Source organism: Rahnella sp. EDr1-12 (assembly GCF_049206505.1).
Lineage (GTDB): Bacteria > Pseudomonadota > Gammaproteobacteria > Enterobacterales > Enterobacteriaceae > Rahnella > Rahnella rivi.
This window is the reverse complement of the sequence record NZ_JBLZNY010000007.1, coordinates 108,936-135,871: the sequence shown is the minus strand read 5'-3', so window position 1 is coordinate 135,871 and position 26,936 is coordinate 108,936. Positions and strand designations below refer to the sequence as shown.

Sequence of the window (26,936 nt, the reverse complement as noted above, 5' to 3'; positions counted from 1 at the left end):
GGAAATGCCGCGCCCGAAGGTTATTTACCGCCGCGAATCAGTCCGCCTAAACCGCGTCTTTCCATAAATGCCGCCGTCATGTGGCGTACATCCGTGGTGAAATGGGCCTGTAAAACCCGGCCAGCCAGTTCTTCGGCATCCGCTAAATCGATGCGGCGCAGCAAGTATTTCACACGAGCGACACTGCGCCCGTTCATGCTGAGATTACGGTAACCCATGCCGGTCAGCAGCAAGGCGCCCATCGGATCACCGGCCATTTCACCACACAGGCTGACGTCGAGCCCGATAGCTTCTGCACTGGTGATGATTTGCCTGAGCACACGAAGCATCGCCGGATGCAGGCTGTCATAGAGCCCTGCAACGCGGGTGTTGTTGCGATCGACGGCCAGCAGGTATTGCGTTAAATCGTTAGTGCCGACAGAGATGAACTCCACTCTTCCGGCCAGCGCAGGCAACATAAAGATCATCGAGGGCACTTCAATCATCACGCCGATACGCGTGCGTGGCAGCTCGTAGCCGAGTTGTTCCTGCACTTCACGACCGGCGCGATCGATAAGCCTGCGCGCTTCATCAATTTCTTCCAGGCTGGTGACCATGGGCAGCAAAATACCAAGATTACCGGTCGCCGCATTGGCTCGCAGCATCGCGCGAACCTGGATCAGGAAGATTTCAGGTTGATCGAGCGTAATGCGAATACCACGCCAGCCCAGACACGGATTTTCTTCGCTGATCGGCATATAGGGCAGCTGTTTATCAGAGCCGATATCCAGCGTTCGCAGCGTCACAGGCTTTTGCGGGAACAGCTGCAACATGCCCTGATACTGCGCCACCTGCTCCTCTTCAGAAGGGAAACCGCTTTGCAGCATGAAAGGAATTTCGGTGCGGTAAAGCCCGACGCCGTCAACGCGGCTGCCAAACAACTTTTCATGATCGGCGCTCAGACCGGCATTGAGCATCACATGCACTCTTTCGCCACTTTTCAGCGCCGCTGGCTGGTCAACGTCGTCTTCCGCACGCTGGCTCAGTTCCATTTCTTCGCTGATAAGCCGCTTATACTCTGCGACCAGTACCGGCTCAGGGTCGATCAGCAGTTCGCCGCGATAGCCATCGACAATCAGCTGACGCTGGCTAAGCAGCGCAGGCTGAATATCTGCGCCCATAATGGTCGGCACGCCCATTGCGCGCACCAGAATGGCGGCATGAGAGTTAGCCGCACCGTCGCGAACCACTACGCCAGCCAGCCGGTCCTGAGGGACTTCGGCTAACAGTGTGGCGGTCAGTTCGTCGGCCACCAGAATGAAGCGTTCAGGCCACTGAGTATTGCCCTGAATTGAATCGTCGAGATGGAAAACCAGACGCTGCCCGAGCGCACGTAAATCACTGCCGCGTTCACGCAGGTAGGTATCCTGCAGGCTGGCAAACTGCGCCGCAAACTCCTCAACCACCTTTTTTACTGCCCATTCGGCCACTGCGCCCTGATCGATCTGAGCAAACAGTTCACGTTTCAGGCGGGCATCATTGAGCAGGTGGGAGTAGAGATCGAAAATCGCGGCACTTTCTTTTTGTGCGCTGGCGGTAAAGCGTTTACTGAAACGGCGGAACTCGGCACCGGCATCTTCCAGCGCGCGGGTCAGCCGCTCACGTTCACGTACCGTATCCAGCGTGGATGCCATATAGACATGTTCGAGGGAAGGCTGCGAACTGTCCTGCCAGCCGATACCAATCGCCACACCCGGCGAAGCCGCCAGCGCACGAACGCGCGTCTGGCGAAAACGGCCATAAAGCACATTCAGCTGCGCCTGCGAAAGGATCGCCGCCAGCTGAGTTGCCAGTGTGACTAAAAATGACTCTTCACTTTCATCGAACTGGCGGTGTTCACGCTGTTGAATAACCAGCACGCCCAACAGCTGTCGACGGTGAATGATCGGCACACCTAAAAAGGATCGGAAAAGATCTTCTTTTACGGCGGGAATATATTTAAAGCTTGGATGACTCTGTGCGTCGGCAAGGTTGATTGGTTCAGCCAGGCGGCCAACCAGACCCACGATCCCCTGATCAAACGCAAGCGTAACCGTGCGCCCGCGAGGTTTTTTCAAACCTCGCGTCGCCATCAGGTAATAACAACGCCGGTCATTATCTGCGAGATAAACAGAACACACTTCAGTGTCCATCGCCAGGCAGGTTTCATTGACCAGAACGTCCAGCGCATCATTCAGGCTGGCCGCCATTGCTACCTTTTCAACAATTTCTCGCAAACGCGTGAGCATCTCTTCGCGACTTAGCCTCTTTTACGACGATAAGCGGGCGATGTCTTGGGAAGGGAGATTTCCTGCATCGGCATAATGGTTGTCGAAAACTCTTTCATCACGCGACGATAAACATCGCGTTTGAATGACACCACCTGACGAACCGGATACCAGAAACTCACCCAACGCCAGCCATCAAATTCAGGCGTGCTGCTGCGCTGCATATTGATATCAGCATCGTTACACATCAGTTGCAGCAAGAACCATTTTTGCTTTTGGCCGATACAAACCGGCTTTGTGTCCCAACGCACCAAACGTTTTGGCAATTTATATCGTAACCAGTTGCGGGTCGAAGCCAGAATACGCACATCTTTACGGCTCAGACCTACCTCCTCAAACAGCTCGCGGTACATTGCCTGCTCAGCGGTTTCTCCGGGGTTAATGCCTCCCTGAGGAAACTGCCAGGAGTGCTGACCGTATCGTCTGGCCCATAACACCTGACCCTGCTTGTCACAGATTACGATACCAACATTCGGGCGGTAGCCATCATCATCGATCACCGGACTACCTCAATAGCTTAAAATCATAGATGTTGTGATTGTTTCACACTACCAACAGGCGGTAAACCACTGGTTAGCGCTGATCCGCACGAATAAAAATGGGATAACTTTCACTTAACAGCAAAGTTATAAACAGATTCTGTTCGACGCCCGCGATTTTATTCACTTTTTCTGTGGATAGATGTGTGCAGAACTTAAGAGTAAGCAGGGTAAAACTCTCGTGAACTTATCCCCAGCCTCAAAATTAAAATTTATAAAATCGTTAATAAACATTGAGTTATATCGTGAAAATGAGGTTATCACGGGACTAAAAAAGTGAGACAAGTCACATTCGAACATGATCTGGCGAAAGATCCACCAATGACGTTTTTATCCACAGCGATCGTCTAAAAGTTGACGTTACCTGCTCTGAAATTGGATAAAACCCGGTCCGTCAAGCCTGTAAATCGAACCAGTGATCGAATTTACCCAGGGTTATCCAAGAAATCTGTGGATAAGTAGGGGGAAGATCCTGTTCATTGTCGCCTTCAACAGGTGGTCAACCTGAAAACGGCTTGTGATAAACCGGTCAGAAGGGTAAAAAAAATCAAATTAAATCATGCTATTATTCGGCCATCCCACGGGTATAACTTTTTATGCACTGCATTACGCAGGGTGAGTATAAAATTTAACCTAATTTCATGAGTGTTGTTTTTTATGTCTATTCCTTTACCTGCAACTGAACCGCCACGTCACGAAGATGCGTTGCTGCATCGCGCGCAGTCGCTCGCCGGGCATACGCTGGGTGAGCTGGCGGCCCGTGCCGGATTGCCGATACCGGCAAACCTTAAGCGTGAAAAAGGCTGGGTGGGTATGCTGCTGGAAGTGTATCTCGGCGCGAGTGCCGGCAGTAAGCCGGAGCAGGATTTTGCTGATATCGGCATCGAGCTGAAAACGATCCCCATTGATTCTCAGGGAAAGCCGCTGGAAACCACCTTCGTCTGCGTTGCCCCTCTGACCGGCAACAGCGGTGTGACCTGGGAGAGCAGCCACGTCCGCCACAAACTGGCGCGGGTATTGTGGATCCCGGTGGAAGGGGAACGTCAGATCCCGCTGGCCGAACGCCACATCGGCGCGCCTCTGCTGTGGCAACCCACGCAGGAAGAAGATGAGCAACTGCGTCAGGACTGGGAAGAATTAATGGATTTGATCGTGCTGGGCAAAGTCGAAAGCATCACGGCGCGCCACGGAGAATTCCTGCAACTGCGCCCGAAAGCGGCAAACAGCAAAGCGTTAACTGAGGCCATCGGTGAATTTGGCCAGCCCATTATGACCCTGCCACGCGGCTTTTATCTGAAGAAACGTTTTACCGCAGCGTTGCTGGCGCATCATTTTCAGCTCTGAATCATCATTTTAAAAATACCGGCACCTTTTATGTCACTTTTAAAAGCCTTTGCTACGCTAGAATGTGATTCTGTCTGGAGTGTATAAAGTTCGACTTTGTCACACTTCACGTTCACTACTACGTCGCGTACATAAAAGGAATGACAACAATGATGAAGAAAGCGTTGATGATGACCAGTGCTGCTCTGCTGGTATTCGGGCTTGCAGGCTGCGCCAGTGACTATGTAATTTCCACCAAGGACGGCAGCATGATCCTGACCGACGGCAAACCGGAGCTGGATAAATCCACCGGTCTGCTCAGTTATACCGATGAGCAAGGCAACGAACGTCAGATCAATAACGACAATGTCAGCCAGGTCATGAAGCGTTAAGCAAATTCTGTTACCCGCAACCCAAAGAGCCAGTTTTTGCTGGCTCTTTTGCTGTCAGCCCCTTTCCGCCCGCGTTACCGGCACTCTCTGCTACTTCCCCCTTCTGCCAGCCTTGTATATAGTCAGTTAAGGCATTTTTTTTCTCCGCCTGACATTCTCAGAAGAAAGGAAGACCGGCAATGCAATATCACCGTATACCCCACAGTTCTTTAGAAGTGAGCTTACTGGGTCTTGGCACCATGACTTTTGGTGAACAAAACAGCGAAGCCGACGCCCACCAGCAACTCGATTACGCCGTCGCCGCGGGCATCAATCTGATTGATACCGCAGAGATGTACCCTGTTCCGCCACGCCCGGAAACGCAGGGTCTGACGGAAAGCTATATCGGCAGCTGGCTGAAAGCCCGTGGTAACCGCGAAAAAATCATTCTGGCGAGCAAAGTCTCCGGCCCTTCCCGCGGCAGCGACAACGCGATCCGCCCGGCGCAGATGCTGGATCGTAAAAACATCCGTGCAGCGCTGGATGCCAGCCTGAAACGTCTGAACACTGATTATCTCGATCTCTACCAGTTGCACTGGCCACAGCGTCAGGCCAATTTCTTCGGCAAACTGGGTTATCAGTACACCGAAGAGCAGTCTCCGGTCACGTTGCTGGAAACGCTCGAAGCGCTGAATGAACAGGTTCGCGCCGGTAAAATCCGCTATATCGGCGTTTCCAACGAAACGCCATGGGGTGTGATGCGTTATCTGCAACTGGCGGAAAAACACGATCTGCCGCGTATTGTTTCCATTCAAAACCCGTACAGCCTGCTGAACCGCAGTTTCGAAATCGGTCTGGCGGAAATCAGCCAGTACGAAGGGGTCGAGCTGCTGGCGTATTCCAGCCTGGCGTTCGGCACCCTGAGCGGAAAATACCTTAACGGCGCAAAACCGGCCAACGCGCGTAATACGTTGTTCAGCCGTTTCACCCGTTACTCTTCACCGCAGGCCGAAGGCGCGGTGGCGGAATACGTGGCGCTGGCCAAAAAACACAATCTGGATCCTTCTCAGATGGCGCTGGCCTTTGTGCGTCAGCAACCTTTTGTTGCCAGCACCTTGCTGGGCGCAACCACGCTGGAACAGCTGAAGATCAATATCGACAGCCAGGAGTTAACGCTGGATGCCGACATCATGGGCGAACTGGAAAATATTCATAAGCGTTTCACGATCCCTGCACCGTAACGCCGGATCTCAGCCATTAAAAAAGGGCGCTCAGCGCCCTTTTGTTTTTTGAGATGACAGACAAGCCTCAGGCGTGACGTCGTTTTTGCATAATCTGCCAGATCCACAGCGCGGTGATCGCCAGCGCGAAGACCACACCGAAACCAATACCGATCGCCACCACCGGCGCTCCTGCCATCACCACCAGCGAATACAGGCCGAGCATCAGTAACATGGCGGTATTTTCGCCCAGATTTTGCACCGCAATGGCATTACCGGCACCGACCGAAGCCTTACCGCGATGCTGCAACAACGCATTCAATGGCACCACAAAGAAGCCACCGAGAACACCGACCACGATCAGCACGATGTAAGAACTCAGCATACTGGTTTGCAGTGCAAAGACGACCACGGCGACACCGATCGCCACGCCCGCAGGCAGACAGCGTTTCACCGTTTCCAGGCGAATCAATTTCGCGGCCGCACCGGCACCAAACACAATCCCGATCGCCACCATCGCGTTGAGCAGCGTCGGCGTTTTATTGTCGGTAATGCCCAGCGCCACCGGCACCCACAGCACCAGCAGGAAGCGCAGCGTCACGCCCGCGCCCCAAAACAGACTGGTTCCCACCAGCGAGAAACGGGTTTCACCGTCGCGCCACAACGTGGTGCAGGCAGCGAAAAATGTCCGCGTCATTTTTACCGGATGCCAGGACTGCCCGGCGCGCGCCGGCGTCAGTTTCGGGATAAACCAGTTCGCCGCCACTGCCGCGCCATAGGCCAGCACACAGATCCCCAGCGCCGCCAGGATATTCCAGTCCGCCAGCGCACCGCCCGCCACAGAACCCAGCAAGATAGCGGCGATGGTAGACGCCTCCATCAGACCGTTGGCTTTTACCAGCTGTTCGCCACTGGCGATTTCACCCAGAATGCCGTACTTGGCCGGCGAATACGCGGCGGCCCCAATACCGACCAGCGTATAGCCGAGGAAAGGATTCAGACCGGCACAGATAACCGCCGCGCCGCCCAGTTTCAGCAGGTTAGCCACCATCATTACCCGCCCTTTGGAGAAGCTGTCGGCGAACTGCCCGACAAACGGCGCGAGAATGATGTAGGTGGCGACGAAGGCCATCTGTAAAACAGGCTGGCTCCAGTCGGGATAAAGCTGCTGTTTGATCAACGCCAGCGCGGCAAACAACAACGCGTTATCGCCGAAAGCAGAGAGGAACTGCGCCACGATCACCGCCGTCATGCTTTTGGACATCAGCGGCGAGGCCGCCGCTAAAGGTTTACTCATGCCTCAGTCTCCGGTTTTTCTGCCATTTCGCGCAGGGTGACAAAATCAGGTTTACCGCTGCCGAGTAACGGCAGGGCTTTTACCACACGAATATCACGCGGCACGGTAAGTTCCGGCAGCCCCAGTTCACGGGCAGCCTTACTCAGCGCATCACGACGTAATTGTGGGTCTGTGGTGAACAGCACCAGCGCCTCGCCTTTACTGCTGTCACTGCGCGACGTCGCGGCGTGTTGCGCATCCGCAGACGCCTTGATCGCCAGCTGTTCCACGCTTTCCAGTGAAACCATTTCGCCTGCCAGTTTGGCGAAGCGTTTCACGCGCCCACGAATGGCGCAGAAGCCTTTTTCATCCAGCGTGACGATATCACCGGTGTCATACCAGCCAGCCTGCATTTCACCTTCGGCATTTTCAGCCTGCGGGGTTTCCAGTACGCCCGGATTTTCAACGCGCAGATAGCCTTTCATGATGTTCGGGCCGCGCAGTTGCAGCCGTCCGCCCTCTTCAATGCCCGGCACGTTAATCAGGCGCGCGTCCATTCCCGGTAAAATCTTCCCGACAGTGTTCACTTTGGTCGCCATTGGCACGTTAATCGCCACCACCGGCGCACACTCGGTCACGCCGTAGCCTTCCAGAATGCGGATACCAAATTTGTCCTGCCAGATTTCCTTAGTGCTTTCCGCCAGTTTCTCCGCGCCCGCCACCACGTAACGCAGGCGTGCAAAATCATAAGGATGGGCAAAGCGGGCGTAGTTGCCGAGGAAGGTCGACGTACCAAACAGCACGGTGCAGTTCTGGTCATAAACCAGTTCCGGCACGATGCGGTAATGCAGCGGGCTGGGATAGAGGAACACGCGGGCACCGGTCAGCAGCGGTGTTAGCAGACCAACAGTCAGACCAAATGCGTGGAACAACGGCAGCGACGACATAAAGCGGTCACGCGGCGTAAAGTCTGCCACGGTGCGGATTTGCTCGACGTTCGCCAGCAGGCTGGCGTGGGAATGCACCACGCCTTTCGGGTTGCCTTCCGAGCCGGACGTGAACAACACCAGCGCGGCATCATCGGCTTTTTGCGGCAGCATGGCGCGGCGTGGGAAAATCAGATGGAACAGGATCCACAGCTTATCTTGCGTGGTGACCGTGTCTTTTAAATCTTCCAGATACACCCAGTTCGCTTCTGGCACATTCTCAGGAAGATGCGTCAGTTTGCCTTTTTCCAGAAACTGACGGGAAGTGACGATGGTTTTGATCTGCGCCGCTTTCATTGCGCTTTGCAGGCCTTTCGCCCCGGCGGTGTAGTTAAGCAGCGCCGGAATACGGTTGCGCACAGAGGCACCGAACAGCGCCGCCGCCATGATGGTGGCATTTGGCAGCAGCATGCCGACGTGTTCCCCTTCGCGGGTGAAACGTTGCAGGATCCGGCTGACGCCGAGGGATTTTTTCAGCAGCCCCTGATAGGTATCTTCTTTAAACGCGATATCGGCGATGCAGGGTTTGCGGCGGCCATAACGGGTCTGCGCGGACAGCAGCGCTTCATACAGCGTTTCCGGTTCGCGGGTGGCCATGCGCGCCTGCATCATGATCTTATGCAATTGCTCTCCGGCCAGCACGCGGCGGTCGCGTGAACGCGGCGCATCCGGCATCGGGATAGTCTGCGGGGGTAACACGTTGATGGTGATTTTCGGGAACCAGCGAATCTTAAAGCTGCCGAACAGACGACCAAACGGCGTGTATTCGGCGCCATCAATACGCACAGGGATCACTGTCGCCTGAGACTTCGCCGCCACAAAGGCCGCGCCGTCGTAAATTTTCATCAGTGATCCGGTGACCGTAATACGCCCTTCCGGGAAGACCACCACCGGACGCCCCTTCTCGACCTGGCGGATCAGATGCTTGATCGCCATCGGTTTGGTCGGGTCGAGCGGCATAAAGTCAACGTACGGCTTCAGCCAGCGCATATACCAGGTGTCGGTAATATTGGAATAGACGGCGAAAACCGGCTTCACCGGCAGGAAAAGCACCAGCAGCATGCCATCAATAAAAGAAACATGGTTGGGGGTGAGCAATAAACGCGGGTAATCAAATGAGGATGTGGCCGGCGTCACAGTGACCCGAAACGCGATGCGGAACAGCCATCTGAACGCAGCGAAAAGAAAGTTATACATGTGTGCCATCTCCTTATGTGTCATCCCTGATCCTGAAAGAAAAAGGTTGGGGAAACAGCATACTATAAGCCGCAGAATAATGACGACAGTCAGCAGTGAGTTTAGGAGGAGGATGAGTAAGTGGGGACCGGAGGCAAAAAAAAACCTACGCATCTGCGTAGGTTGGTGCAAATCTAATCGGTATCAACATGCAGAGCACGTTGATGATTCACCAATCAATACCTCTGGGACGTTCAATCTAGCTGGTTTGTGGTAATCACAGCCAGCGGGCAATCGAAACATAATTCCGCAAAGTGTAACGAGTGGTGAAAATGTCCCCGGTTTTAATCATTTAGTGCGCACTGCGTGACTTCCACCAGACAACTCATGGCATTCGGACCCTGCGTAAGGCGTGAAGTGCCGATATCCAGCGTCAGCACATTCGGGTTACCCGCCTGCTCGGTCTCCTGCCATTTGCCGCCAAAGCCGGGGTTAAACCAGGCACCTGTCGACATCAGCACCACACCGCGCGTTATGCCATCGTTAAACGTCACTCCGGCCAGACAACTGCCGCGTGCATTATGCACTTTTACGCGATCGCCCTCATTCAGCTGACGGCTGACGGCATCCTCCGGGTGCATAAACAGCGTTTCTTTGCCGGCCGTTTTGTTGGACTGCGCCAGCGGAGACTGATCGAGCTGGCTGTGCAGACGATCTTTCGGCTGAATGGAAATCAGGTGCAGCGGCCACTCTTTGGCTGTTTCAGCGCCCAGCCATTCTACCGGCGGCTGCCATTCAGGGTGTGGCGCGAAATCTGCGTAACCGTAACCGGCGATCGTTTCCGAGAACAGTTCGATTTTTCCGCTGTGCGTGCCGAGGGGATTTGCACGCGGACTTTTGCGGAACTCCTCGAAGAACACAAAATCTTTTTCCGGCATCGGCAGTTCAACAAAACCGCGCTCCCAGAACGTTTCAAAGTCCGGCCATTCCACGCCGGTGCCTTTTTGCGCTTCGCCGCACTGACGGTAAATATGGCGCAGCCACTGATCTTCATTACGCCCCTGCGTAAACTGTTCGCGATAACCGAGTCGGTCAGCGATGTCTGCAAAAATATCAAAATCGTTACGCGCCTGATGCTGAGGCGCAATCGCCTGATGCATCGCCAGCACGAAGCGATCCCTCGAAGAACCGCCGATATCGTTGCGCTCAAGCGACGTCGTGGCAGGCAGCACGATGTCCGCCATCTGCGCGGCAGGCGTCCAGACGTTATCCTGCACGATAATGGTGTCCGGTTTCTGCCAGCCTTCGACCAGCCGGTTAAGCTGCTGATGATGGTGGAAAGGATTTCCGCCCGCCCAGTGCACCAGATGGATATCAGGATAATGCTGCGTTTCGCCCTGGAATTCATACGGTTGCCCCGGATTGAGCAACATGTCGCTGATACGGGCGACCGGGATCGACAGGCCGGACGGATTTGGCCCTGCGCTGACCGCTGGCCCCGGCGTGTCATAACGCGGATTCCCGACGCTGTTCATCGAACCGTGACCAAACGAGAAACCGCCGCCCGGTAAACCCACCTGGCCGAGCATCGCGGAAATGGCGATCATCATCCAGTAAGGTTGCTCGCCGCGATGAGCACGCTGCACGGAATACGAACAGGTAATAAAGCTGCGTACACCAATCAACTCATCGGCCAGACGCGCAATGCGCTCCGCCGGAATACCGGTAATGTGGCTCGCCCACGCCGGGTCTTTCGCGATGCCGTCCGAATCGCCGCGCAGATAGGCGGCAAGTTGCGGATAACCGACGCAGTGACTGGCGAGAAACGCATCGTCCTGCGCCTCTTTGCGCTGAATTTCAAACGCGATCGCCATCATCAGCGCCGCATCGGTATTAGGGCGGATCGGGATCCACTCAGCATTGAGGAACGCCGGGCAATCGTCGCGCATCGGGCTGATATTAATGACGCGGGTGCCCTTCTTCGCCAGCTGCTCCAGCGCCGGTTTCAGCGTATGTTCTACTGCGCCACCTGACGCCACCTGCGCGTTTTTCAGCGCAAGGCCCCCGAAGGCCAGCAGGATTTCTGCGTGTTCAACCACGCTCGGCCAGGAAGTCACCCGGCCGGTCAGCGGTGTAAAAGTGCCGATGACATAAGGCAGGAAAAACTGCGCCGAGCCCCAGCTGTAGTTGCCAAGCTGATCCACGCCACCGCCGCCGGTGAAATAAAAACGACGCACCAGCGATCGGGCATGATGCAAACGCCCGGCGGAGGACCAGCCGTAAGAGCCGTTGAAAATGCCGGAAGCGCCATAGCGGTCGCGAACACGCCGGTTTTCTTCCGCCACCAGATCCAACGCCAGATCCCAGTCCACTTCGACAAAATCTTCCCGGCCACGCAGCGAGCGATCGCTGTTTTCGCGTTTTTGCAGCCACGAGCGGCGCACAGCCGGTTTACGGATACGCTTGTCGGAATAAACCAGCGGCACAATAGAATCCAGTAAAGGCGAGGGATCGGCATCCGCTTTATAAGGTTCACAGCGGATCAAGCGGCCATCTTCCACCACGGCGGTGTACGCGCCCCAGTGAGCCAGTTGCGGATAGCGTTTTATCGACATAATTTCTATTTTTCTCAGCGCAGATGAATGACCTTAAAAATACCATTCAGGACGCTGGCAGTTCAAAGAACAAATAATCTTAATAAAATGCATTTCCGCCCTATCGCACTGGGATTTCCGTTAATCACAACGATCTTTTTCTATTACATCGCCCTTACATCTAAAAGTTGCGATCAGCCTCCTTGCAGCGACCGGTCTTTTCCGCAAAACTGGTCAGTGTAAACGATTACCCTCACGGAATAGCGGAAGTGTTATGGCAACGATTAAGGATGTAGCAAAACTGGCAGGCGTATCGGTTGCGACCGTTTCACGCGTGATTAACCATTCCCCGAAAGCCAGCGAAAGCTCGCGGGATGCGGTTCAGAGCGCCATGCAACACCTGCAATATCATCCGAATGCCAATGCGCGCGCCCTGGCTCAACAGGCGACCGAAACATTGGGGCTTATCGTGGCAGACGTTTCTGACCCGTTCTTCGGCGCGATGGTCAAAGCGGTGGAACAGGTGGCCTACGCCACCGGCAATTTTCTGCTGATTGGTAACGGTTATCACAACGTCGAAAAAGAGCGTCAGGCCATTGAACAGTTGATCCGCCACCGCTGTGCCGCGTTAGTGGTGCACGCCAAAATGTTGCCCGAGGATGAACTGACCAGCCTGATGCAACAAATCCCCGGTATGGTGCTGATTAACCGTACGCTGCCGGGTTTTGAGCAGCGCTGTATTGCCCTTGATGACCGTTACGGTTCCTGGCTGGCAACCCGCCATCTGATTCAGGCCGGGCATAAACGCATCGCGATTTTGTGTTCTGACCACGGCATTTCCGACGCCAGCGATCGCCTGCAGGGCTATATCGACGCCCTGACGGAGAATAATATTCCGGTGGATGACAAGCTGATCGCCTACGCCGAACCCGATGAAATCGGCGGTGAAAAAGCCATGGCGGATTTACTCGGTTTGGGAAAAGGATTTACTGCGGTGACCTGCTATAACGATTCGATGGCTGCCGGTGCATTATCGGTGTTAAGCGATAACAGCATTGATGTACCGGGAGAAATTTCACTGATTGGGTTTGATGATGTGCTGATTTCACGCTATCTGCGTCCGCGTCTGACTACCGTGCGTTATCCGGTGGTGGCGATGGCGAATCAGGCGGCGCAGCTGGCGTTAGCGCTGGCCAATGGCTTGCCGTTACCGGAAACCACCCACATGTTCAGCCCGACGCTGGTGCGCCGACACTCGGTGAGCAACCCGGCAGGCAACTAAAGAAATTGGCGAAACAGATGCACTGGTTTATCAGGATAATCCAGCGCATCGCCAATATACTGCCAGCCAAAACGCTCGTAATAGCCGGTAAATTCAGCGTACAAGTACACCTCACGAAAGCCGCTGCGGCGGCTCTGTTCCAGAACGAATGCCTGCAACTGTTGCCCCAGCCCCTGTGACCGGAACTCTTCATCGACGTACAGCGCCGCCAGCCACGGGGTCAGATCCTGGCGGCTGATCAGATCACAGCGCCACAGCCCCACCGTTCCCGCCAGTGTCTCGCCTGCCAGCGCGATAAACGTTTGCGGCAGATCCGCGCCGCTCAGGCTGCTTTGCACTACGCTTGCAAAAAAATCCCGACTGTTCTCGCTGCCGAAAGCCTGCCATAACCAGTCCGTCACCTGTTCTTTGAATTCAGGCCGGTCGCTGAGGTTAATGATCTTCATGGCACTCAAACCATTTTACCCTGAAAAATCGGCACGGATTCAAACAGATAACCGTCAAACTCCGGCGCATCGACATCCGACAATTCCATCAGCGTATTTTTCACGTTTTCCATGTGCTGCCACATCGCCTGGTACGAGCCCATCACGTCGCGACGTCGCAGTGCCGCCAAAATATTCTGATGATCAGCCAGCCACTTCAAACGATAACCGCGCGTAGCGATGTGGCTGTGTAACTGTTTCCACAACGGGCTGGAGTCACGGTGCATCCAAATATTTTTGACGGAATCGAGCAACATCTGATTTTGCGTCGCCCCGGCAATCAGCAGGTGAAACAGCCGGTCATTGTCGCCGCTCTCATCGTTGGCAACGATTGCGGTTTGCTCCTGCTCCAGCGTACGGCGCAGATTTTCGATATCAGATTTGGTCGCCATTTTGGCGGCAAACGCGGCGATATTGCTTTCGAGCAACTGCCGCGCCTGCAGGATTTCAAAGGGGCCGATCTGCCCCTGATACATCAGTTCGTCTTCGCCTTCTTCCTGAGAAGGAATGCGGATCACGTACACGCCGGAACCCTGACGGATATCCACCGTGCCTTCCAGTTCCAGCATCAGTAAGGCTTCGCGCACAATCGTCCGGCTGACGCCGTAGGTTTCCGCCATGTTGCGTTCTGGCGGCAGGCGGGATCCCACAGCAAAATGCCCTTGCTTGATTTGCTCGCGCAGGTCATGCCCGATTTCCTGATACTGCTTTCTGTCCTGCGAAACCACACCCTTTTCCACACAATCACCCTGATGCATAAACCAAAAAAGACCGGATGTTACTGTATCAGAGATAACGCCTGATCCAGCACTTTTGCACCGTTTAACGTGCCGTAAGCCACCATGTCGATCACTGCAATCGGGATACCCTGTTCGTCGGTCAGCTTCTTATTTTCCGCCAGTTTGAATCTCACCTGCGGCCCTAACAACACCACCTGAATATCCCGGCCATAGGCTTCCAGCTCATCTCGCAGGTTATTTTCCGGGATGGCGTAGATTTTAAATTCCAGGCCACGGGCCGCGGCTTCTTTTTCCATTTTGGTGACCACAAGCGAGGTAGACATGCCTGCTGAACACGCTAATACGATACGTTTCATAGTATTTCCTTAGGTTATTTATCTTCGTCATCCAGCGTCAAAGACAACACGCCATTGTCACTGAGGGATTTAAACCAGCGGGATGATTTTTTCTGATGGCGGTTACGGTTGTCATCAAGATCAATTTCAATCAACCCGTAGCGATTTTTAAACGCATTCATCGGCGAGACGTTATCGGTAAATGCCCACAGCATATATCCCTGACAATTTGCGCCGTCTTCCCGCGCTTTTAACGTCCAGTAAAGATGCTCGGCGATAAATTCGATCCGATAATCGTCCTGAATTTCGCCGGAAATTGCGTCGCGGAACTGCCCTTCGTTTTCGATACCCATGCCGTTTTCAGCTACAAACCACGAAATATTGCCGTATTCGGTTTTAATGCGCATCGCCATGTCATACACCACGCGCGGATAAATTTCCCAGCCACGGGATTTATTCATCCTCCGGCCCGGCAATTCAAAATGCTCGTAATAATACGCCGGATGGAATGGCGTCTCTTTATTCCATTCGCGGGAGGGGGCTTTTACCCGGTGCGGGTAATACAAATTAATCCCCACTTCATCGACGGTGTTATTGCGAATCACCGTCAGCTCAGCTTGTGAATAATCAAAATGCACGCCGTGCTTTTCCAGTAATGCCAGCAGTTCCTGCGGGTATTCCCCTTTAATCATCGGGTCTAAAAATACGCGGTTATAAAATAAATCGTATATGCGTGCCGCCTGCTGGTCGTGCGCCGCGGTTGAACGGGCGTAGGTCACTTCCGGATTTAAAATCACTCCGACGGTGCCTGAGGCGTTATAACCTTTGCGGTAAAACAGCTCGACCACTTTAGCGGTCGCCAGCACTTTGTGGTGATTCCACTGCATCCATTTTGCGGTGTTTTGCTCGAACGGCCAGCGGATTGCGTCCAGATACACGCGGGTCTGCACCACCACCGGTTCGTTAAACGTAAACCAGCGGCTGACTTTATGGGCGTAACGCTCAAACACCTTTTCCGCATACAACACAAACAGTTCGACGACTTTCTTTGAGCTCCATCCGTCATATTTTTCAATCAGATACGCCGGAAGTTCGTAGTGTTCGAGGCACAGCATGGGCTCGATACCGTTGCGTTTCATCTCATCGAGCAGGTCGTCGATGTAAGCGGCGTACGCTTCATCGACGGTGCCCAGCTCATAGTCGGTGAGAAAGCGCGACCAGTTGATCGAGGTGCGGTAGTGGCTCAGCCCGCTGGCTTTCATCAGCGCCACGTCTTCTTTATAACGGTTGATGAAATCCGTGGCTTTCGCCGGGCCGTAGCCGTTATGCCAGACGTGACGGCTGTTTTTGTACCAGAGATCCAGATACGAATCCTGCCCGTCTTTCTTGCCGCTCCAGCCCTCGGTCTGCCACGCGGAAGCCGCGGCGCCGAGGATAAATCCTTCAGGAATGGCGATGGTAACCTTGCTCATAACAGTCCTCTTTGTCCGGATGAATTGACTCAGGCCGTCGCCGCCTGTTTTTGCTGCATCGCTTCAAGCTGTGCCTGTTCGGCGCGGCGGGAAGCCACTTTCACGAACGGCAGATAAATCAGCACCGACACCACAATGCAACCGGCCTGCGTGATCACAGCCCCCATCGAACCCGCGGTAGAAAGCCAGGCGTTGATGATAGGCGGCGTGGTCCACGGCACCATGACAACCGCGCGTCCGGCAAAACCGAGGCTGGTGGCAAAATAACCGATGGTCCCGGTGATGAGCGGCGTGATGATGAATGGGATCGCCAGAATCGGGTTCAGCATGATAGGCATACCGAAAATCACCGGTTCATTGATGTTAAAGACGCTTGGCCCGAGTGACAGTTTGGAGATTTCGCGCATCTCTTTACGACGCGTGGCGAGCATGACGGCTAGCAACAAACCGATGGTGCAACCGGAACCCCCGATGCTCATGTACACATCCCAGAACGGCATGGTGATGATATTCGGCACTTCATGACCCTGCTCGAAGGCCGTCATGTTGACCATGATCGCGCCCAGCAACAGGGGTTCGCGGATAGGCTTGATCATCTGATTGCCGTGAATACCGATCACCCAGAACAGTTGCGCCACAAACATCAGCAGCAGAATGCCCGGCAGGCTTTGCATCACCGACTCCAGCGGACGCTGGATCACCTGATACACCGCATCGTACAAATACATGCCGGTGGCCTGATGGAACACAAAACCGAAGGTGGCAATGATCACCACGGTAATAATGGCGGGGATTAATGCGGAGAATGACGCCGAGACATTCGGCGGCACGCTTTCCGGCATCTTAATTCGCAGGCCACTGTAGCTTTCGAGCTTGGAATAAATTTCTACGGAGAGGATGGCAATAAACATGCCGAGGAACAGACTTTTCGTATCGGAGAATTGTTTAGCCAGCACATCTTTCACTTCCTGCATCTGACCATTGACCATCATATCGACAGTGGTCGGCGTCACGGCAATAAAACAAATGACCGCCAGCAGGCCGGGAAATAATGATCGCGAGCCGTTAATTCTTCCTAATTCAATACCGATCAGGAAGACGGCACCAATGGTCAGGAAACTCAGCGTGGCGTAGTTAATGCTGCTCATAATCGGTTTGAGCGTCGCCAGCCATGACAACATTTCAAAGTGAGCCAATCCGTTTTTCGGATCCATCACCATGTTAGAAATTAATACGGAGAATGCCCCTACAATAATAACGGGCATTAATGTGATAAAAGCAGCTTTGATAGCCATAATGTATCTGTAGCTATTAAAGGTATTGGCGAATCCCCCGAGAGAATCGATAAAACGGTCTTTAAATGACATGACACCACCTCTTTTAATTTTGTTTCACGCTTTGCAGGTGTTTGTTTCGCATTGACCTTTTATGCATCTGAAAGAAAAGGTGTCGCGCGAAGTAGAGCCAGATTCCGTTTCTGAGAGTGATCCTGTCGGCCACATGTCGGCGTTATTTCATCAATAATGCGAAATGTGGCATGCCAAAAAATAGCTGAATGAGAATTAATTTCTGTGACATTGTTCTCACATGTGAATATTGGAATTCCAATATGATGAATTCACCCTTTTCTGGTATACCAATTTGGAGTTTTCGATGGAATTCGATCTGGAACAAACGGTGATGGAGTTATTGATCAACGCCGGAGAAGCACGATCTAACGCGATGATGGCGATTCAGCACGCACGTAAAAAAGAGTGGGAACAGGCTGATGCCATGCTGAAAGCCTCAGACGATGCGGCGCGTATCGCGCACAAAGTGCAGACGCAGCTGATTGGTCTGGATGAAGGCGTGGGCAAAATTCCGGTGAATCTGATCATGGTGCATTCGCAGGATCACCTGATGACCGCCATGCTGTGCCGTGAACTGGCCGAAGAGATCGTGTTACTGCGAAAAGAGATGTTTGATAAGTAATGACTTTATCACTCAGGAATTCCCCTGAATCCTTTGAGTGGCATCAGGGCGGCAACGCAATGAAACCCCGGTCACATACACAAGTATGTGACCGGGGTTCGTGAAAGGCAGCCAACGCAGAGTCAGCGCGAAGGATGACGGGGATTACAGTTCTAAGGCGATCAGCTCTTCTACCGTCTGACGACGACGAATCAACCGCGGTACGCCATGCTCAAACAACACTTCCGGCAGCAGCGGGCGGGTGTTGTAGTTGGATGACATGGATGCGCCGTACGCCCCGGTGTCGTGGAACACCAGATAATCACCGATTTGTACCGGCGGCAGCGGGAAGGTTTCGACTCCGCCGCCAGCCTGCTGGGTAAAGACGTCGCCGGATTCACACAACGGCCCGGCGATCACGGCATCAGTCAGCGGCTGTCCGCTCACATCGCGACCATCTGCCGGTAACAGCGAAATATGGTGATAGCTGCCGTACATCGCCGGGCGCATCAGATCGTTAAAGCCTGCGTCGCACAGCACAAAGTGACGGCTGCCCATGTCTTTCACTGCGCGGATTTGCGCCACCAGCACGCCGGATTCCGCCACCAGGAAACGCCCCGGTTCGATTTCCAGTTTAACGTCATGCCCCAGATGCGCGGCGATTTGCTCACGCGCACGGTTCCACAGGCCATAGTAGTGGCCGGTATCAATGGATTCTTCTTCAAAATGATACGGGATCGACAGACCGCCACCGGCTGAAATCGCTTCAATATCTTGTCCGGTTTCAATCACCTGACTGACCATCGCATCGCACACCTGCTCCAGATGACCGTAGTCCACACCTGAACCGATATGCATATGAATACCCACCAGTTTCAGGCCGTACCGACTGATTTCTGCCATTGCCTGGGGCAAATCGGCATACCAGATCCCGTGTTTGCTGTTTTCGCCGCCGGTATTGGTTTTCTGGCTGTGACCGTGACCGAAGCCCGGATTCACGCGCAGCCACACCGGATGCCCGGCTTTGTGCTGACCAATCTGGCTGAGCATGTCGATGGAACCGGCATTCACCGGAATATCCAGCGCCGTCACGCGTTCCAGCGTCGGCTGGTCCAGCACATCGGCGGTAAAGACAATCTCACTGTCTTGACGGCCCGGAATAAAACCGGCCACCAGCGCACGTTCAATTTCACCCAGTGAAACGGAATCGACTTTCACGCCCTGCTCGCGCATCAGACGCAAAATATGAATATTGGAACAGGCTTTTTGCGCAAAACGGATGACGTCGAACTGACGCAACTGCGCGATGCGCGCTTTGATGATCTCAGCGTCATACGCCCACACAGGGCAGCCAAATTGTTGCGGCAGAGCCAGTAAATTCGCGGCATTAAGCGCGGTAGACAGGTCGTTCAGGGCGCGTGGCATAAGATTTTCCGTCAGGTGAATTCAGTCATATTTCCCTCAGTATGCCGCGTCACTGACCGGCGATAAAATATCTATTTCAGGCCAGTCTATTCATTTATGATATGGGCTGTTCCTTCGCTCACCGGATAAATCCATGCCTGCGATTTCCCTGCGCCATATCGAAATTTTTCATGCGGTCATGACCACCGGCAATCTGACCGAAGCCGCCGCGTTGCTCAATACCTCGCAGCCGACGGTCAGCCGCGAGCTGGCGCGCTGCGAAAAGCTGCTGAATTTGCAATTGTTCGAGCGGTTGCGCGGGCGTTTATACCCGACGGTGCAAGGGTTGCGGCTGTTTGAGGAAGTGCAGCGATCGTATTACGGGCTGGACAGGATCGTCAGCGCGGCGGAAGGCATCCGTCAGTTTGAGCAGGCGCAACTCTCGATCGCCTGCCTGCCGGTGTTCAGCCAGTCGCTGCTGCCTGCGGTGTGTAAGCCGTTTCTCGACCGCTACCCCGACGTGAGTTTCAACATCGTGCCGCAGGAATCGCCGCTGCTGGAAGAGTGGCTGTCGGCGCAGCGTCATGATTTAGGACTGACGGAAAACATCCAGACGCCCGCAGGAACCGAGCGCCAGACGCTGCTCACGCTGAACGAAGTGTGCGTACTGCCCGCCGGGCATCCGCTGGCGGAAAAATCACGTCTGACACCCCAGGATTTCAGCGGCCTGAATTTTATCAGCCTGTCGGCCACCGACAGTTACCGCCATCTGCTCGACACTTTATTTACGGAACAACAGGTTTCGCGGCGGCTGGTGATGGAAACTCACAGCGCCGCGTCGGTGTGCAGCATGGTGCGTGAAGGTGCGGGCGTTTCCATCGTTAACCCGCTGACTGCGCTGGACTATTCTGCTAAAAACAGCGAAAACGGCGTCGTATTACGGGAGTTCAGCATCGCCGTGCCGTTTACCGTCAGCCTGATCCGCCCGCTGCACCGCCCCGCTTCCGCGCTGGTCACCACGTTTATTGAACACTGCCATCAGCAGGCACAACGTTTTGCCGGACGCCTTGAGGCCGCGCTGATGCGCTGATGCGCTGACTTGTAAATGATAATCATTATCCATAACATGCGAGCAGCATCCCGCTATGGAAAATGAGGATCACCATGAACAAGTTTTTACTTCTGGCCATTCTGGCTCTGACCGCCTGCTCCACCGCCCCGCGCCACACCGCCAAACCGCTGACGGCGCCGGGCGGCACCATCACTGATTTGCACACCGGCGCAACCCTTTCTCCGTCTGAGTTGCTCAGCAGACTGGCTGCCCAACCCCGCGTTATCGTCGGTGAAAAGCACGACAACCCGACACATCATCAGATTGAAAACTGGCTGGTACAAAGCCTGCCGGCAGTGCGTCCGCAAGGCAGCGTGCTGATGGAAATGCTGACGCCGGATCAACAGCCGAAAGTGGATCAGGTGAAGGCCTGGCTGCAAACCGGGCCGGACGCCCGCCCTGCGCATGTCGCAGAACTGATTAACTGGCAAAAAAGCTGGGACTGGTCGATGTACGGCGATGTGGTGATGAGCGCCATGAAAGCGCCGTATCCGCTGCTCTCTGCCAATCTGGATCGCAGTGAAATCATGGCGTTTTATGAAAATCCGCAGTTCCCGGCCGGTGCCCGTTCGGCGGATCCTGCGGTAAGAAACGCCATCAGCGACACCATCCGTACCTCTCATCAGCAAAATATCGGCGCAGAACAGCTGCACGCCATGCTGGCGATTCAGCAGCAGCGCGACCGTCGCATGGCCCAGCGTCTTCTGGCCGCCCCCGCCCCGGCTTTGCTGATCGCTGGCGGTTATCACGCAGGCAGAAGTATCGGCGTGCCGGTGCATGTGAAAGATCTCGATGCAGCGGCGTCCGTCACTGTACTTCTTCTGGCGGAAACGGGCGTGACGGTCGATAAATCCCAGGCCGATTTCGTGTGGATAACCCCGGCAGCAGCCGCTAAACCCGCCGAGAAATAACCCTTAAGTTATTGTGCTCACTGAATTAAAAATGTGGAGACTGTGAAAGTTTCTTGTAAAGAGCCATTACAAATGATTACTATTATCAAATAATATTGAATCTCATTATCATTTTAATGGACTAAATGACCACTCACTTTCTTACCGGTACACCGGTCGCTGCGGCGTTTGTTTTGCGCCCTCAGCGCCGCATTATCGGGCTGATATTGTCCCTGACAGCACACGGCGCGCTGGCCGCCTGGTTATTGTGGTCAGCGCCCGTGCCGCCGCCGTACGAGCTGCCGCCACCCGCCGTGATGGTGACGCTTTCTGCCAGCGTCGAAAATAATCAAACCACCAAACCGCTGCCCGTCGGCCTTCAGCAGGCGGTGGATTCGGCTGCGTCCAGCAAGCAGGAAACAACGCCGCAGTTGCAGAAAAACATCACGCCGCCGGTAAATGAAAGCGCGGAAATCAAACTGGTTCAGCAGCGTAAAAAACCGCAAGAACAGCCCAAACGCCGCAAACCGGTTCAAAAAACGCAGGAACGCCAGCAGGATCCCACCCGCGCTTCCGCCGCCAGCGCGGCTGCCCCGCCGGTCACGGCGGCGGTTTCCGATAAAATTGCCGCGCCGATGAACAGCGATTCCTCACAGACCCGCGACGCCAAAGTGACCTGGGAAACACGGGTGAAAGTGCAACTTAACCGCCTGAAAAAATATCCGCCGGACGCCATTTCGCGCCACCGCACCGGCGTCGCGCTGGTGGCTTTTGTCGTCGATCAGCGCGGCGAAGTGATCAGCAGCCGGTTAGTGAAATCATCCGGCACGATGTCGATGGACGCCGAAGCGCTGGCGGTTCTACAACGCGCCAGCCCGCTGCCGCAACCGCCGGGCGAGATGCTGAAAGCCGGTCAGGTGCCGGTGACGATGCCACTGGAATTTACCCTGAGCGGCGCAAACAGCCGCAAGTCTTAACGGAATATTATGACTCTTTCACGATTGATGACGCTGCTGACGGCGGGAACGCTCTTTGTCTGTACCACCCCCTCAGCGCAACCCGTGCCGCCGGTTGCCGAAAAGCATCCGCATATTTTGCAGATGGCCGGTGAAAGCCGGACGGACGATTATTACTGGCTGCGCGATGACAGCCGTCAGAACCCGAAAGTCTTGAATTATCTGCGTGCCGAAAATCAGTACAGCGCCCGGATGATGTCCGGCTGGGCAGCATTAACGGAAACCTTGTATCAGGAAATGCGCGCCCGCCAGGGGGAACACACCGAATCTGTGCCGTATGAACTGCACGGTTATCGTTATCAGCAGCGTTATCTGCCCGGCAAAGATTATGCGCAATATCTGCGTCAGCCGGTCAGCGGCAATGCGGTCTGGCAGACGCTGGTGGACGCCAGCCAGCGCGCCGCCGGGCACAGGTATTATCAGTTTGGCGGGCTGGAAATCAGCACCGACAATCAGCAGATGGCCGTCGCCGAAGACACCCAGGGACGCCGCCAGTACAGCATCAGTCTGCGCAATCTTAATACCGGTGTCTGGCAAAATGACGTGCTGCAAAACACCTCGGGAAATATGCAGTGGTCGGCGGACGGTCAGTATCTGTTTTATATCCGCAATCACCCGCAAACGCTGATGCCGTATCAGGTTTTCCGTCATAAGACGGGCACACCGGTTTCTCAGGATGCGCTGGTGTATGAAGAAAAGGACGGCGGTTTTTACCTCGGTCTTTCGCGCACGGCCTCAGACGATTATCTGATGATCGTCAGCAGCGGTAACACGTCTTCCGATGTGCGGCTGATCCCTGCCGGTGAACCGCTGGCTGCGCCGCAGCTATTCGCAGCGCGTCGTCCGGGCGTGGAATATTATCTGGACCATTATCGCGGTCAGTTTTACATCCGCTCCAGTCTGCACAGTCCGCATTTTGGATTGTATGCAACGCCGTCAGCAGGATCGCCCTGGCAGACACTGGTCGCGCCGGATGATCAGCGGGATCTGGAAAACTTTGCCCTGTTCCGCCATCAGCTGGTGCTGCAAGTCCGCAGTCAGGGGCGCGTTCAGCTGGAAATGATCGGCTGGAAAACCGGACAGACGCGCAACGTGACGTTTGACGAAGACAGTTACATGGCGTGGCTCGGTTCAAATCCCACGCCGGACACCGACAAACTGCGCTACGGCTATTCCTCCATGACCACCCCGACGCGGATTTACGAATGGGACATGTCCACCGGCACCCGCACGCTGTTGCAGCAGAAACCGGTGGAAGGCGTGGATCCGGCTCATTACGCCAGCCAGCGGGTGATGATCACCGCGCGCGACGGCGTACAGGTGCCGGTTTCGCTGGTGTACCGCAAATCGCTGTTCCGCAAAGGCCAGAATCCGCTGCTGGCTTACGGCTATGGCGCGTACGGCATGAGTATGGATCCGGCGTTTGGCGCCAGCCGCATCAGCCTGTTAGACCGCGGATTTGTCTTTGCCCTGATCCACGTGCGCGGCGGCGGTGAACTGGGTCGGCAATGGTATCAGCAAGGAAAACTGGAGAATAAAGCCAATACTTTCAATGATTTTATCGACGCAACTCAGGCGCTGGCGCAACAAGGCTTCGGCCAGCCGGGACATTTATATGCCATGGGCGGCAGCGCGGGCGGCCTGCTGATGGGTGCGGTCATCAATCAGCAACCGGGCTTGTTTCACGCCGTGGTCGCGCAGGTGCCGTTCGTCGATGTGCTGACCACAATGTCAGATCCAACGCTGCCGCTGACCGAAGGCGAATATGAGGAATGGGGAAATCCGGCTGAGCCTGCCGCGTATCAGCGCATTAAATCTTACAGCCCGTATGACAATGTGCATGCGGCGGCGTATCCCAACCTGCTGGTCACCGGCGGACTATTCGATTCGCAGGTGCCGTACTGGGAACCGGCCAAATGGGTCGCGCGTTTACGTACCCTGAATCAGGGATCGTCAGTGATTTTACTGACCACCGAGATGGCGGCCGGTCATGGCGGAAAATCAGGTCGCCTTAACCGGCTTAGAAATACCGCGCAGGAATACAGTTTCATTATTCAGATGGACCAAAATAATAATAACCGTAACACCCATTGGTAATTAATTAGAAAGCAACGCTGAGCAATAACAATTAGAAAATAAAGCCTCCTGAGGGAATATGAAAAATAACATTTTAACCGGCATGCTCAGTGCCGGTTTAGTGCTGGCTGCACCGCTTGCATTTGCTGACACCACAGAAACAGAAAGTAATAAAGAATCGGTCACTTTCAGTCCGCTGAAAGTCTCGGCGGATAAACTCAGCAGTGAACATGAAGCGATGGCGAAACCCGGCGCATTCAGCTCACGCGGGGAAAATACCAATCTGCAATCCACCGATTCTGTATTACGCAGTATGCCGGGCACGTTCACGCAAATTGACCCCAGCCAGGGCACGGTAGACGTCAATATTCGTGGCATGTCCGGCTTTGGTCGCGTCAACACCATGATCGACGGCGTGACGCAAAACTTCTACGGTTCTTCGGTGCCGGGCGGTATTTCGCATGGCTCCACCAGCAGCGCATCGGGCGCGTTAATCGACCCGAACTTCCTGGTGGGCATTGATGTCTCGCGCGGCACCAGCGCCGGTTCGGCGGGCGTCAACGCCCTGGCGGGCAGCGCTAACCTGCGCACTATCGGCGTGGACGATGTGATTTTTTCCGGCAATCCGTTTGGCATCCGCACCCGTTTCTCGGCGGGCAATAACGGCATTGGCGAAAGTGGCATGGTCGCCGTCGCCGGTAAAACTGATGCGTTCACCGACACCGGCAGTTTCGGGATTATGACGGCGATCAGCGGCAGCGCCATCGACGCCCAGTTTAAAAATGGCGACGGCCAGAGCAGCAGCGATTTCGGTTACGAAAAAAGTTATCGCCAGAATCCGAAATCCCAGTTAGTTAAAGTGGATATTAAGCCCGATGAATTTAACAGCGTCGAATTATCCGGCAGACACTACGGGAATAAATTTACCCAGCGTGATATCACCAGCGATGACTTCTATGTGAAATATCATTACGCGCCGTTCTCCGAGCTGATTGATTTTAATTTAATGCTCAGCACCAGCCGCGGAAATCAGAAATACAATAACAACACCTTGTATACGTTTTATAATACAGATGCCAGCAATCAGTCAGATGCTGTCGATATCAATAATACCTCGCGCTTTGCGTTTGCCGGAGTCGATACCGCCTGGAGTTACGGCAGTAAAATCATGCGCAATAAGTACGATAAAAATATCAACAGCAATGCCTGGTCTGAAGATAATCCCGACGCCGGCCAGCAGTCGATTGAGAACAATACGTTCCAGCCTTCCGGCAAGCAGGACGTTTACAGCCTGTACACCGGGCTGGAGCTGAAAAAAGGCATCTGGAAAGGTAACGTTGATCTCAACTACAGCTATTACGATCTCAGCGGTTACAAACCGGCGTGCGACCCGCGCGTCACCTGCTTCCCGCAGGGCGGTCAGAATATCAGCCTGACCGAAGACGGCTTTAACCCGTCGGTGATGCTCTCGGCGGAAATCCGTTCGTGGTTCGAACCCTTCGTCAGTTACAGCAAATCCATGCGCGGCCCGAACGTGCAGGAAGTGTTTTTCTCTAACTCCGGCGGCGCCTCGATGAACCCGTTCCTCAAAGGCGAACGTGCGGAAACGTATCAGATCGGTTTTAACTCCACGGCGGGTAACCTGTTGTTTGAAGAGGATTCCTTCCGCCTGAAAGCCCTGTATTACACCAGCAAAATCAAGAATTACATCTACAGTGATTCCTTTATGGTGTGCCGCAACGGGCGTAAATGCAGCATCGGCGAGAATCTGCAAAACGACTGGGAAGATCAGAGCGAAGACTATTCCGACAACATGTACATTTACGTCAATTCCCTGTCTCCGGTGCGCACGCACGGCGTGGAAATTGAGGCGGAATATGATACCGGTTGGGCCTTCACCCGGCTCTCTTTCAGCAAGGAACACACCAATCAGCCCACGTCGATTGCCACCGGTTCGTTTGGCGTCGGCAACATCAATGAATTGCCGGAGATGTTTTTCACCGTCGATACCGGCGTGCGCTTCCTTGATGAAAGCCTGACCGTCGGAACACTGGTGAAATACACCGGCAAAACCCGCCGCACCTCGCCGGATCAGAATTTCAATGAGACGACCGGTGCGCTGGAAAATGAAGATATGCCCAACATTCCGACCATTATCGACCTTTACAGCACGTACGAATTTAACCGTAATCTGATGCTGAAATTCTCCGTGCAGAACCTGATGGATAAGGATTATTCAGAAGCACTGAATAAACTGAATTCGATGTATGGCCAGAACGATCCGGGCACGGCGGTGAATACGGCGCGCGGCAGAACTTATCTGGTGGGCGGCGAAGTCCGTTTCTGATAAGCCACTGACCGGTCAAAGCAGAAATAAAAAAGGC

21 protein-coding genes are annotated in these 26,936 nt (G+C 54.4%); 10 read left to right on the top strand and 11 right to left on the bottom strand.

All coding sequences use genetic code 11. The features are described 5' to 3' along the window. Positions 1-20: 20 nt before the first annotated feature. Positions 21-2,267, bottom strand: a complete 2,247-nt coding sequence (gene ptsP, locus ACO0U8_RS21345; RefSeq protein WP_056781807.1) for a phosphoenolpyruvate--protein phosphotransferase — start codon at positions 2,265-2,267, stop codon at positions 21-23. A gap of 11 nt (positions 2,268-2,278) precedes the next feature. Beyond that, the gene (gene rppH, locus ACO0U8_RS21340) at positions 2,279-2,806 is read right to left on the bottom strand and encodes an RNA pyrophosphohydrolase (RefSeq protein ID WP_056781808.1); all 528 of its coding nucleotides are present in this window, start codon (positions 2,804-2,806) and stop codon (positions 2,279-2,281) included. A 696-nt stretch (positions 2,807-3,502) separates the two neighbouring features. Between rppH and mutH the strand changes: the two genes are divergently transcribed. The 3 genes from mutH to ACO0U8_RS21325 all read left to right on the top strand — a co-directional run bounded on the left by mutH (position 3,503) and on the right by ACO0U8_RS21325 (position 5,780). After that, positions 3,503-4,189, top strand: coding sequence for a DNA mismatch repair endonuclease MutH (gene mutH / locus ACO0U8_RS21335; protein ID WP_056781810.1), 687 nt, complete (start codon positions 3,503-3,505; stop codon positions 4,187-4,189). A 152-nt stretch (positions 4,190-4,341) separates the two neighbouring features. Then, positions 4,342-4,560: a YgdI/YgdR family lipoprotein gene (locus tag ACO0U8_RS21330; RefSeq protein ID WP_056782032.1), complete on the top strand. Its 219-nt coding sequence runs from the start codon at positions 4,342-4,344 to the stop codon at positions 4,558-4,560. 179 nt (positions 4,561-4,739) lie between these two features. Further along, positions 4,740-5,780, top strand: coding sequence for an NADP(H)-dependent aldo-keto reductase (locus tag ACO0U8_RS21325; RefSeq protein WP_056781813.1), 1,041 nt, complete (start codon positions 4,740-4,742; stop codon positions 5,778-5,780). Between the two features lie 67 nt (positions 5,781-5,847). On the opposite strand, the gene lplT is transcribed toward ACO0U8_RS21325, so the two are convergent. The 3 genes from lplT to ACO0U8_RS21310 form a co-directional block, all read right to left on the bottom strand. Next, positions 5,848-7,056 (bottom strand): lysophospholipid transporter LplT, encoded by a 1,209-nt coding sequence (lplT, locus tag ACO0U8_RS21320; protein ID WP_122097007.1) that lies wholly within the window; start codon positions 7,054-7,056, stop codon positions 5,848-5,850. Then, entirely contained in the window at positions 7,053-9,218 is a 2,166-nt protein-coding gene (gene aas / locus ACO0U8_RS21315) for a bifunctional acyl-ACP--phospholipid O-acyltransferase/long-chain-fatty-acid--ACP ligase (protein ID WP_421671590.1), read from the bottom strand. The genes lplT and aas overlap by 4 nt, the downstream gene beginning before the upstream one ends. Before the next feature lie 323 nt (positions 9,219-9,541). Continuing rightward, the gene (locus ACO0U8_RS21310) at positions 9,542-11,812 is read right to left on the bottom strand and encodes a molybdopterin-dependent oxidoreductase (protein WP_217203829.1); all 2,271 of its coding nucleotides are present in this window, start codon (positions 11,810-11,812) and stop codon (positions 9,542-9,544) included. A 253-nt stretch (positions 11,813-12,065) separates the two neighbouring features. Here ACO0U8_RS21310 and galR point away from each other — a divergent pair, with 253 nt between their 5' ends. Continuing rightward, on the top strand, positions 12,066-13,073 hold the full coding sequence (galR, locus tag ACO0U8_RS21305; RefSeq protein ID WP_056781823.1) for an HTH-type transcriptional regulator GalR: 1,008 nt from the start codon (positions 12,066-12,068) through the stop codon (positions 13,071-13,073). Here the strand turns inward: galR and ACO0U8_RS21300 are convergent. Genes ACO0U8_RS21300 through ACO0U8_RS21280 form a run of 5 tightly spaced genes read right to left on the bottom strand, consistent with a single transcriptional unit; the run spans position 13,070 to position 17,472 of the window. After that, the gene (locus ACO0U8_RS21300; protein WP_122097010.1) at positions 13,070-13,519 is read right to left on the bottom strand and encodes a GNAT family N-acetyltransferase; all 450 of its coding nucleotides are present in this window, start codon (positions 13,517-13,519) and stop codon (positions 13,070-13,072) included. The genes galR and ACO0U8_RS21300 overlap by 4 nt on opposite strands. 5 nt (positions 13,520-13,524) lie before the next feature. Next, complete coding sequence (locus tag ACO0U8_RS21295; RefSeq protein WP_056781826.1) at positions 13,525-14,298, bottom strand: FCD domain-containing protein; 774 nt, start codon at positions 14,296-14,298, stop codon at positions 13,525-13,527. Positions 14,299-14,336: 38 nt separating this feature from the next. After that, positions 14,337-14,654 carry a PTS sugar transporter subunit IIB gene (locus ACO0U8_RS21290; protein ID WP_056781828.1) on the bottom strand — a complete coding sequence of 106 codons (318 nt, stop codon included), beginning with the start codon at positions 14,652-14,654 and terminating at the stop codon, positions 14,337-14,339. Positions 14,655-14,668: 14 nt separating this feature from the next. Continuing rightward, a complete protein-coding gene (locus ACO0U8_RS21285; RefSeq protein ID WP_390973057.1) occupies positions 14,669-16,105 on the bottom strand; it encodes a glycoside hydrolase family 1 protein in 1,437 nt (478 codons plus the stop codon). A 29-nt stretch (positions 16,106-16,134) separates the two neighbouring features. After that, the gene (locus ACO0U8_RS21280; RefSeq protein WP_421671589.1) at positions 16,135-17,472 is read right to left on the bottom strand and encodes a PTS sugar transporter subunit IIC; all 1,338 of its coding nucleotides are present in this window, start codon (positions 17,470-17,472) and stop codon (positions 16,135-16,137) included. 286 nt (positions 17,473-17,758) lie between these two features. Between ACO0U8_RS21280 and ACO0U8_RS21275 the strand changes: the two genes are divergently transcribed. Next, entirely contained in the window at positions 17,759-18,076 is a 318-nt protein-coding gene (locus ACO0U8_RS21275; protein WP_056781835.1) for a PTS lactose/cellobiose transporter subunit IIA, read from the top strand. Positions 18,077-18,220: 144 nt separating this feature from the next. Here ACO0U8_RS21275 and lysA read toward each other — a convergent pair whose 3' ends face one another. Continuing rightward, on the bottom strand, positions 18,221-19,480 hold the full coding sequence (gene lysA / locus ACO0U8_RS21270; RefSeq protein ID WP_421671588.1) for a diaminopimelate decarboxylase: 1,260 nt from the start codon (positions 19,478-19,480) through the stop codon (positions 18,221-18,223). Positions 19,481-19,613: 133 nt separating this feature from the next. On the opposite strand from lysA, the gene ACO0U8_RS21265 reads away from it, so the two are divergent. The 5 genes from ACO0U8_RS21265 to ACO0U8_RS21245 all read left to right on the top strand — a co-directional run bounded on the left by ACO0U8_RS21265 (position 19,614) and on the right by ACO0U8_RS21245 (position 26,899). Next, complete coding sequence (locus tag ACO0U8_RS21265; RefSeq protein WP_122097014.1) at positions 19,614-20,549, top strand: LysR family transcriptional regulator; 936 nt, start codon at positions 19,614-19,616, stop codon at positions 20,547-20,549. A gap of 74 nt (positions 20,550-20,623) precedes the next feature. After that, a complete protein-coding gene (locus ACO0U8_RS21260) occupies positions 20,624-21,481 on the top strand; it encodes a ChaN family lipoprotein (protein ID WP_421671587.1) in 858 nt (285 codons plus the stop codon). 125 nt (positions 21,482-21,606) lie between these two features. After that, positions 21,607-22,437 carry a TonB family protein gene (locus ACO0U8_RS21255; protein ID WP_056781844.1) on the top strand — a complete coding sequence of 277 codons (831 nt, stop codon included), beginning with the start codon at positions 21,607-21,609 and terminating at the stop codon, positions 22,435-22,437. Between the two features lie 27 nt (positions 22,438-22,464). Continuing rightward, the gene (locus ACO0U8_RS21250) at positions 22,465-24,573 is read left to right on the top strand and encodes a S9 family peptidase (protein ID WP_421671604.1); all 2,109 of its coding nucleotides are present in this window, start codon (positions 22,465-22,467) and stop codon (positions 24,571-24,573) included. Between the two features lie 58 nt (positions 24,574-24,631). Further along, a complete protein-coding gene (locus tag ACO0U8_RS21245) occupies positions 24,632-26,899 on the top strand; it encodes a TonB-dependent receptor domain-containing protein (RefSeq protein ID WP_421671586.1) in 2,268 nt (755 codons plus the stop codon). Positions 26,900-26,936: the final 37 nt, after the last annotated feature.

Coding starts and splice junctions, on each gene's coding strand:
- ACO0U8_RS21325 (WP_056781813.1), top strand. CDS start 4,740: ATGCAATATCACCGTATACCCCACAGTTCTTTAGAAGTGAGCTTACTG.
- ACO0U8_RS21285 (WP_390973057.1), bottom strand. CDS start 16,105: ATGAGCAAGGTTACCATCGCCATTCCTGAAGGATTTATCCTCGGCGCC.
- ACO0U8_RS21250 (WP_421671604.1), top strand. CDS start 22,465: ATGACGCTGCTGACGGCGGGAACGCTCTTTGTCTGTACCACCCCCTCA.
- ACO0U8_RS21265 (WP_122097014.1), top strand. CDS start 19,614: ATGCCTGCGATTTCCCTGCGCCATATCGAAATTTTTCATGCGGTCATG.
- lplT (WP_122097007.1), bottom strand. CDS start 7,056: ATGAGTAAACCTTTAGCGGCGGCCTCGCCGCTGATGTCCAAAAGCATG.
- ACO0U8_RS21255 (WP_056781844.1), top strand. CDS start 21,607: ATGACCACTCACTTTCTTACCGGTACACCGGTCGCTGCGGCGTTTGTT.
- ptsP (WP_056781807.1), bottom strand. CDS start 2,267: ATGCTCACGCGTTTGCGAGAAATTGTTGAAAAGGTAGCAATGGCGGCC.
- ACO0U8_RS21275 (WP_056781835.1), top strand. CDS start 17,759: ATGGAATTCGATCTGGAACAAACGGTGATGGAGTTATTGATCAACGCC.
- aas (WP_421671590.1), bottom strand. CDS start 9,218: ATGTATAACTTTCTTTTCGCTGCGTTCAGATGGCTGTTCCGCATCGCG.
- ACO0U8_RS21245 (WP_421671586.1), top strand. CDS start 24,632: ATGAAAAATAACATTTTAACCGGCATGCTCAGTGCCGGTTTAGTGCTG.
- lysA (WP_421671588.1), bottom strand. CDS start 19,480: ATGCCACGCGCCCTGAACGACCTGTCTACCGCGCTTAATGCCGCGAAT.
- mutH (WP_056781810.1), top strand. CDS start 3,503: ATGTCTATTCCTTTACCTGCAACTGAACCGCCACGTCACGAAGATGCG.
- ACO0U8_RS21300 (WP_122097010.1), bottom strand. CDS start 13,519: ATGAAGATCATTAACCTCAGCGACCGGCCTGAATTCAAAGAACAGGTG.
- ACO0U8_RS21310 (WP_217203829.1), bottom strand. CDS start 11,812: ATGTCGATAAAACGCTATCCGCAACTGGCTCACTGGGGCGCGTACACC.
- ACO0U8_RS21290 (WP_056781828.1), bottom strand. CDS start 14,654: ATGAAACGTATCGTATTAGCGTGTTCAGCAGGCATGTCTACCTCGCTT.
- ACO0U8_RS21280 (WP_421671589.1), bottom strand. CDS start 17,472: ATGTCATTTAAAGACCGTTTTATCGATTCTCTCGGGGGATTCGCCAAT.
- ACO0U8_RS21260 (WP_421671587.1), top strand. CDS start 20,624: ATGAACAAGTTTTTACTTCTGGCCATTCTGGCTCTGACCGCCTGCTCC.
- galR (WP_056781823.1), top strand. CDS start 12,066: ATGGCAACGATTAAGGATGTAGCAAAACTGGCAGGCGTATCGGTTGCG.
- ACO0U8_RS21330 (WP_056782032.1), top strand. CDS start 4,342: ATGAAGAAAGCGTTGATGATGACCAGTGCTGCTCTGCTGGTATTCGGG.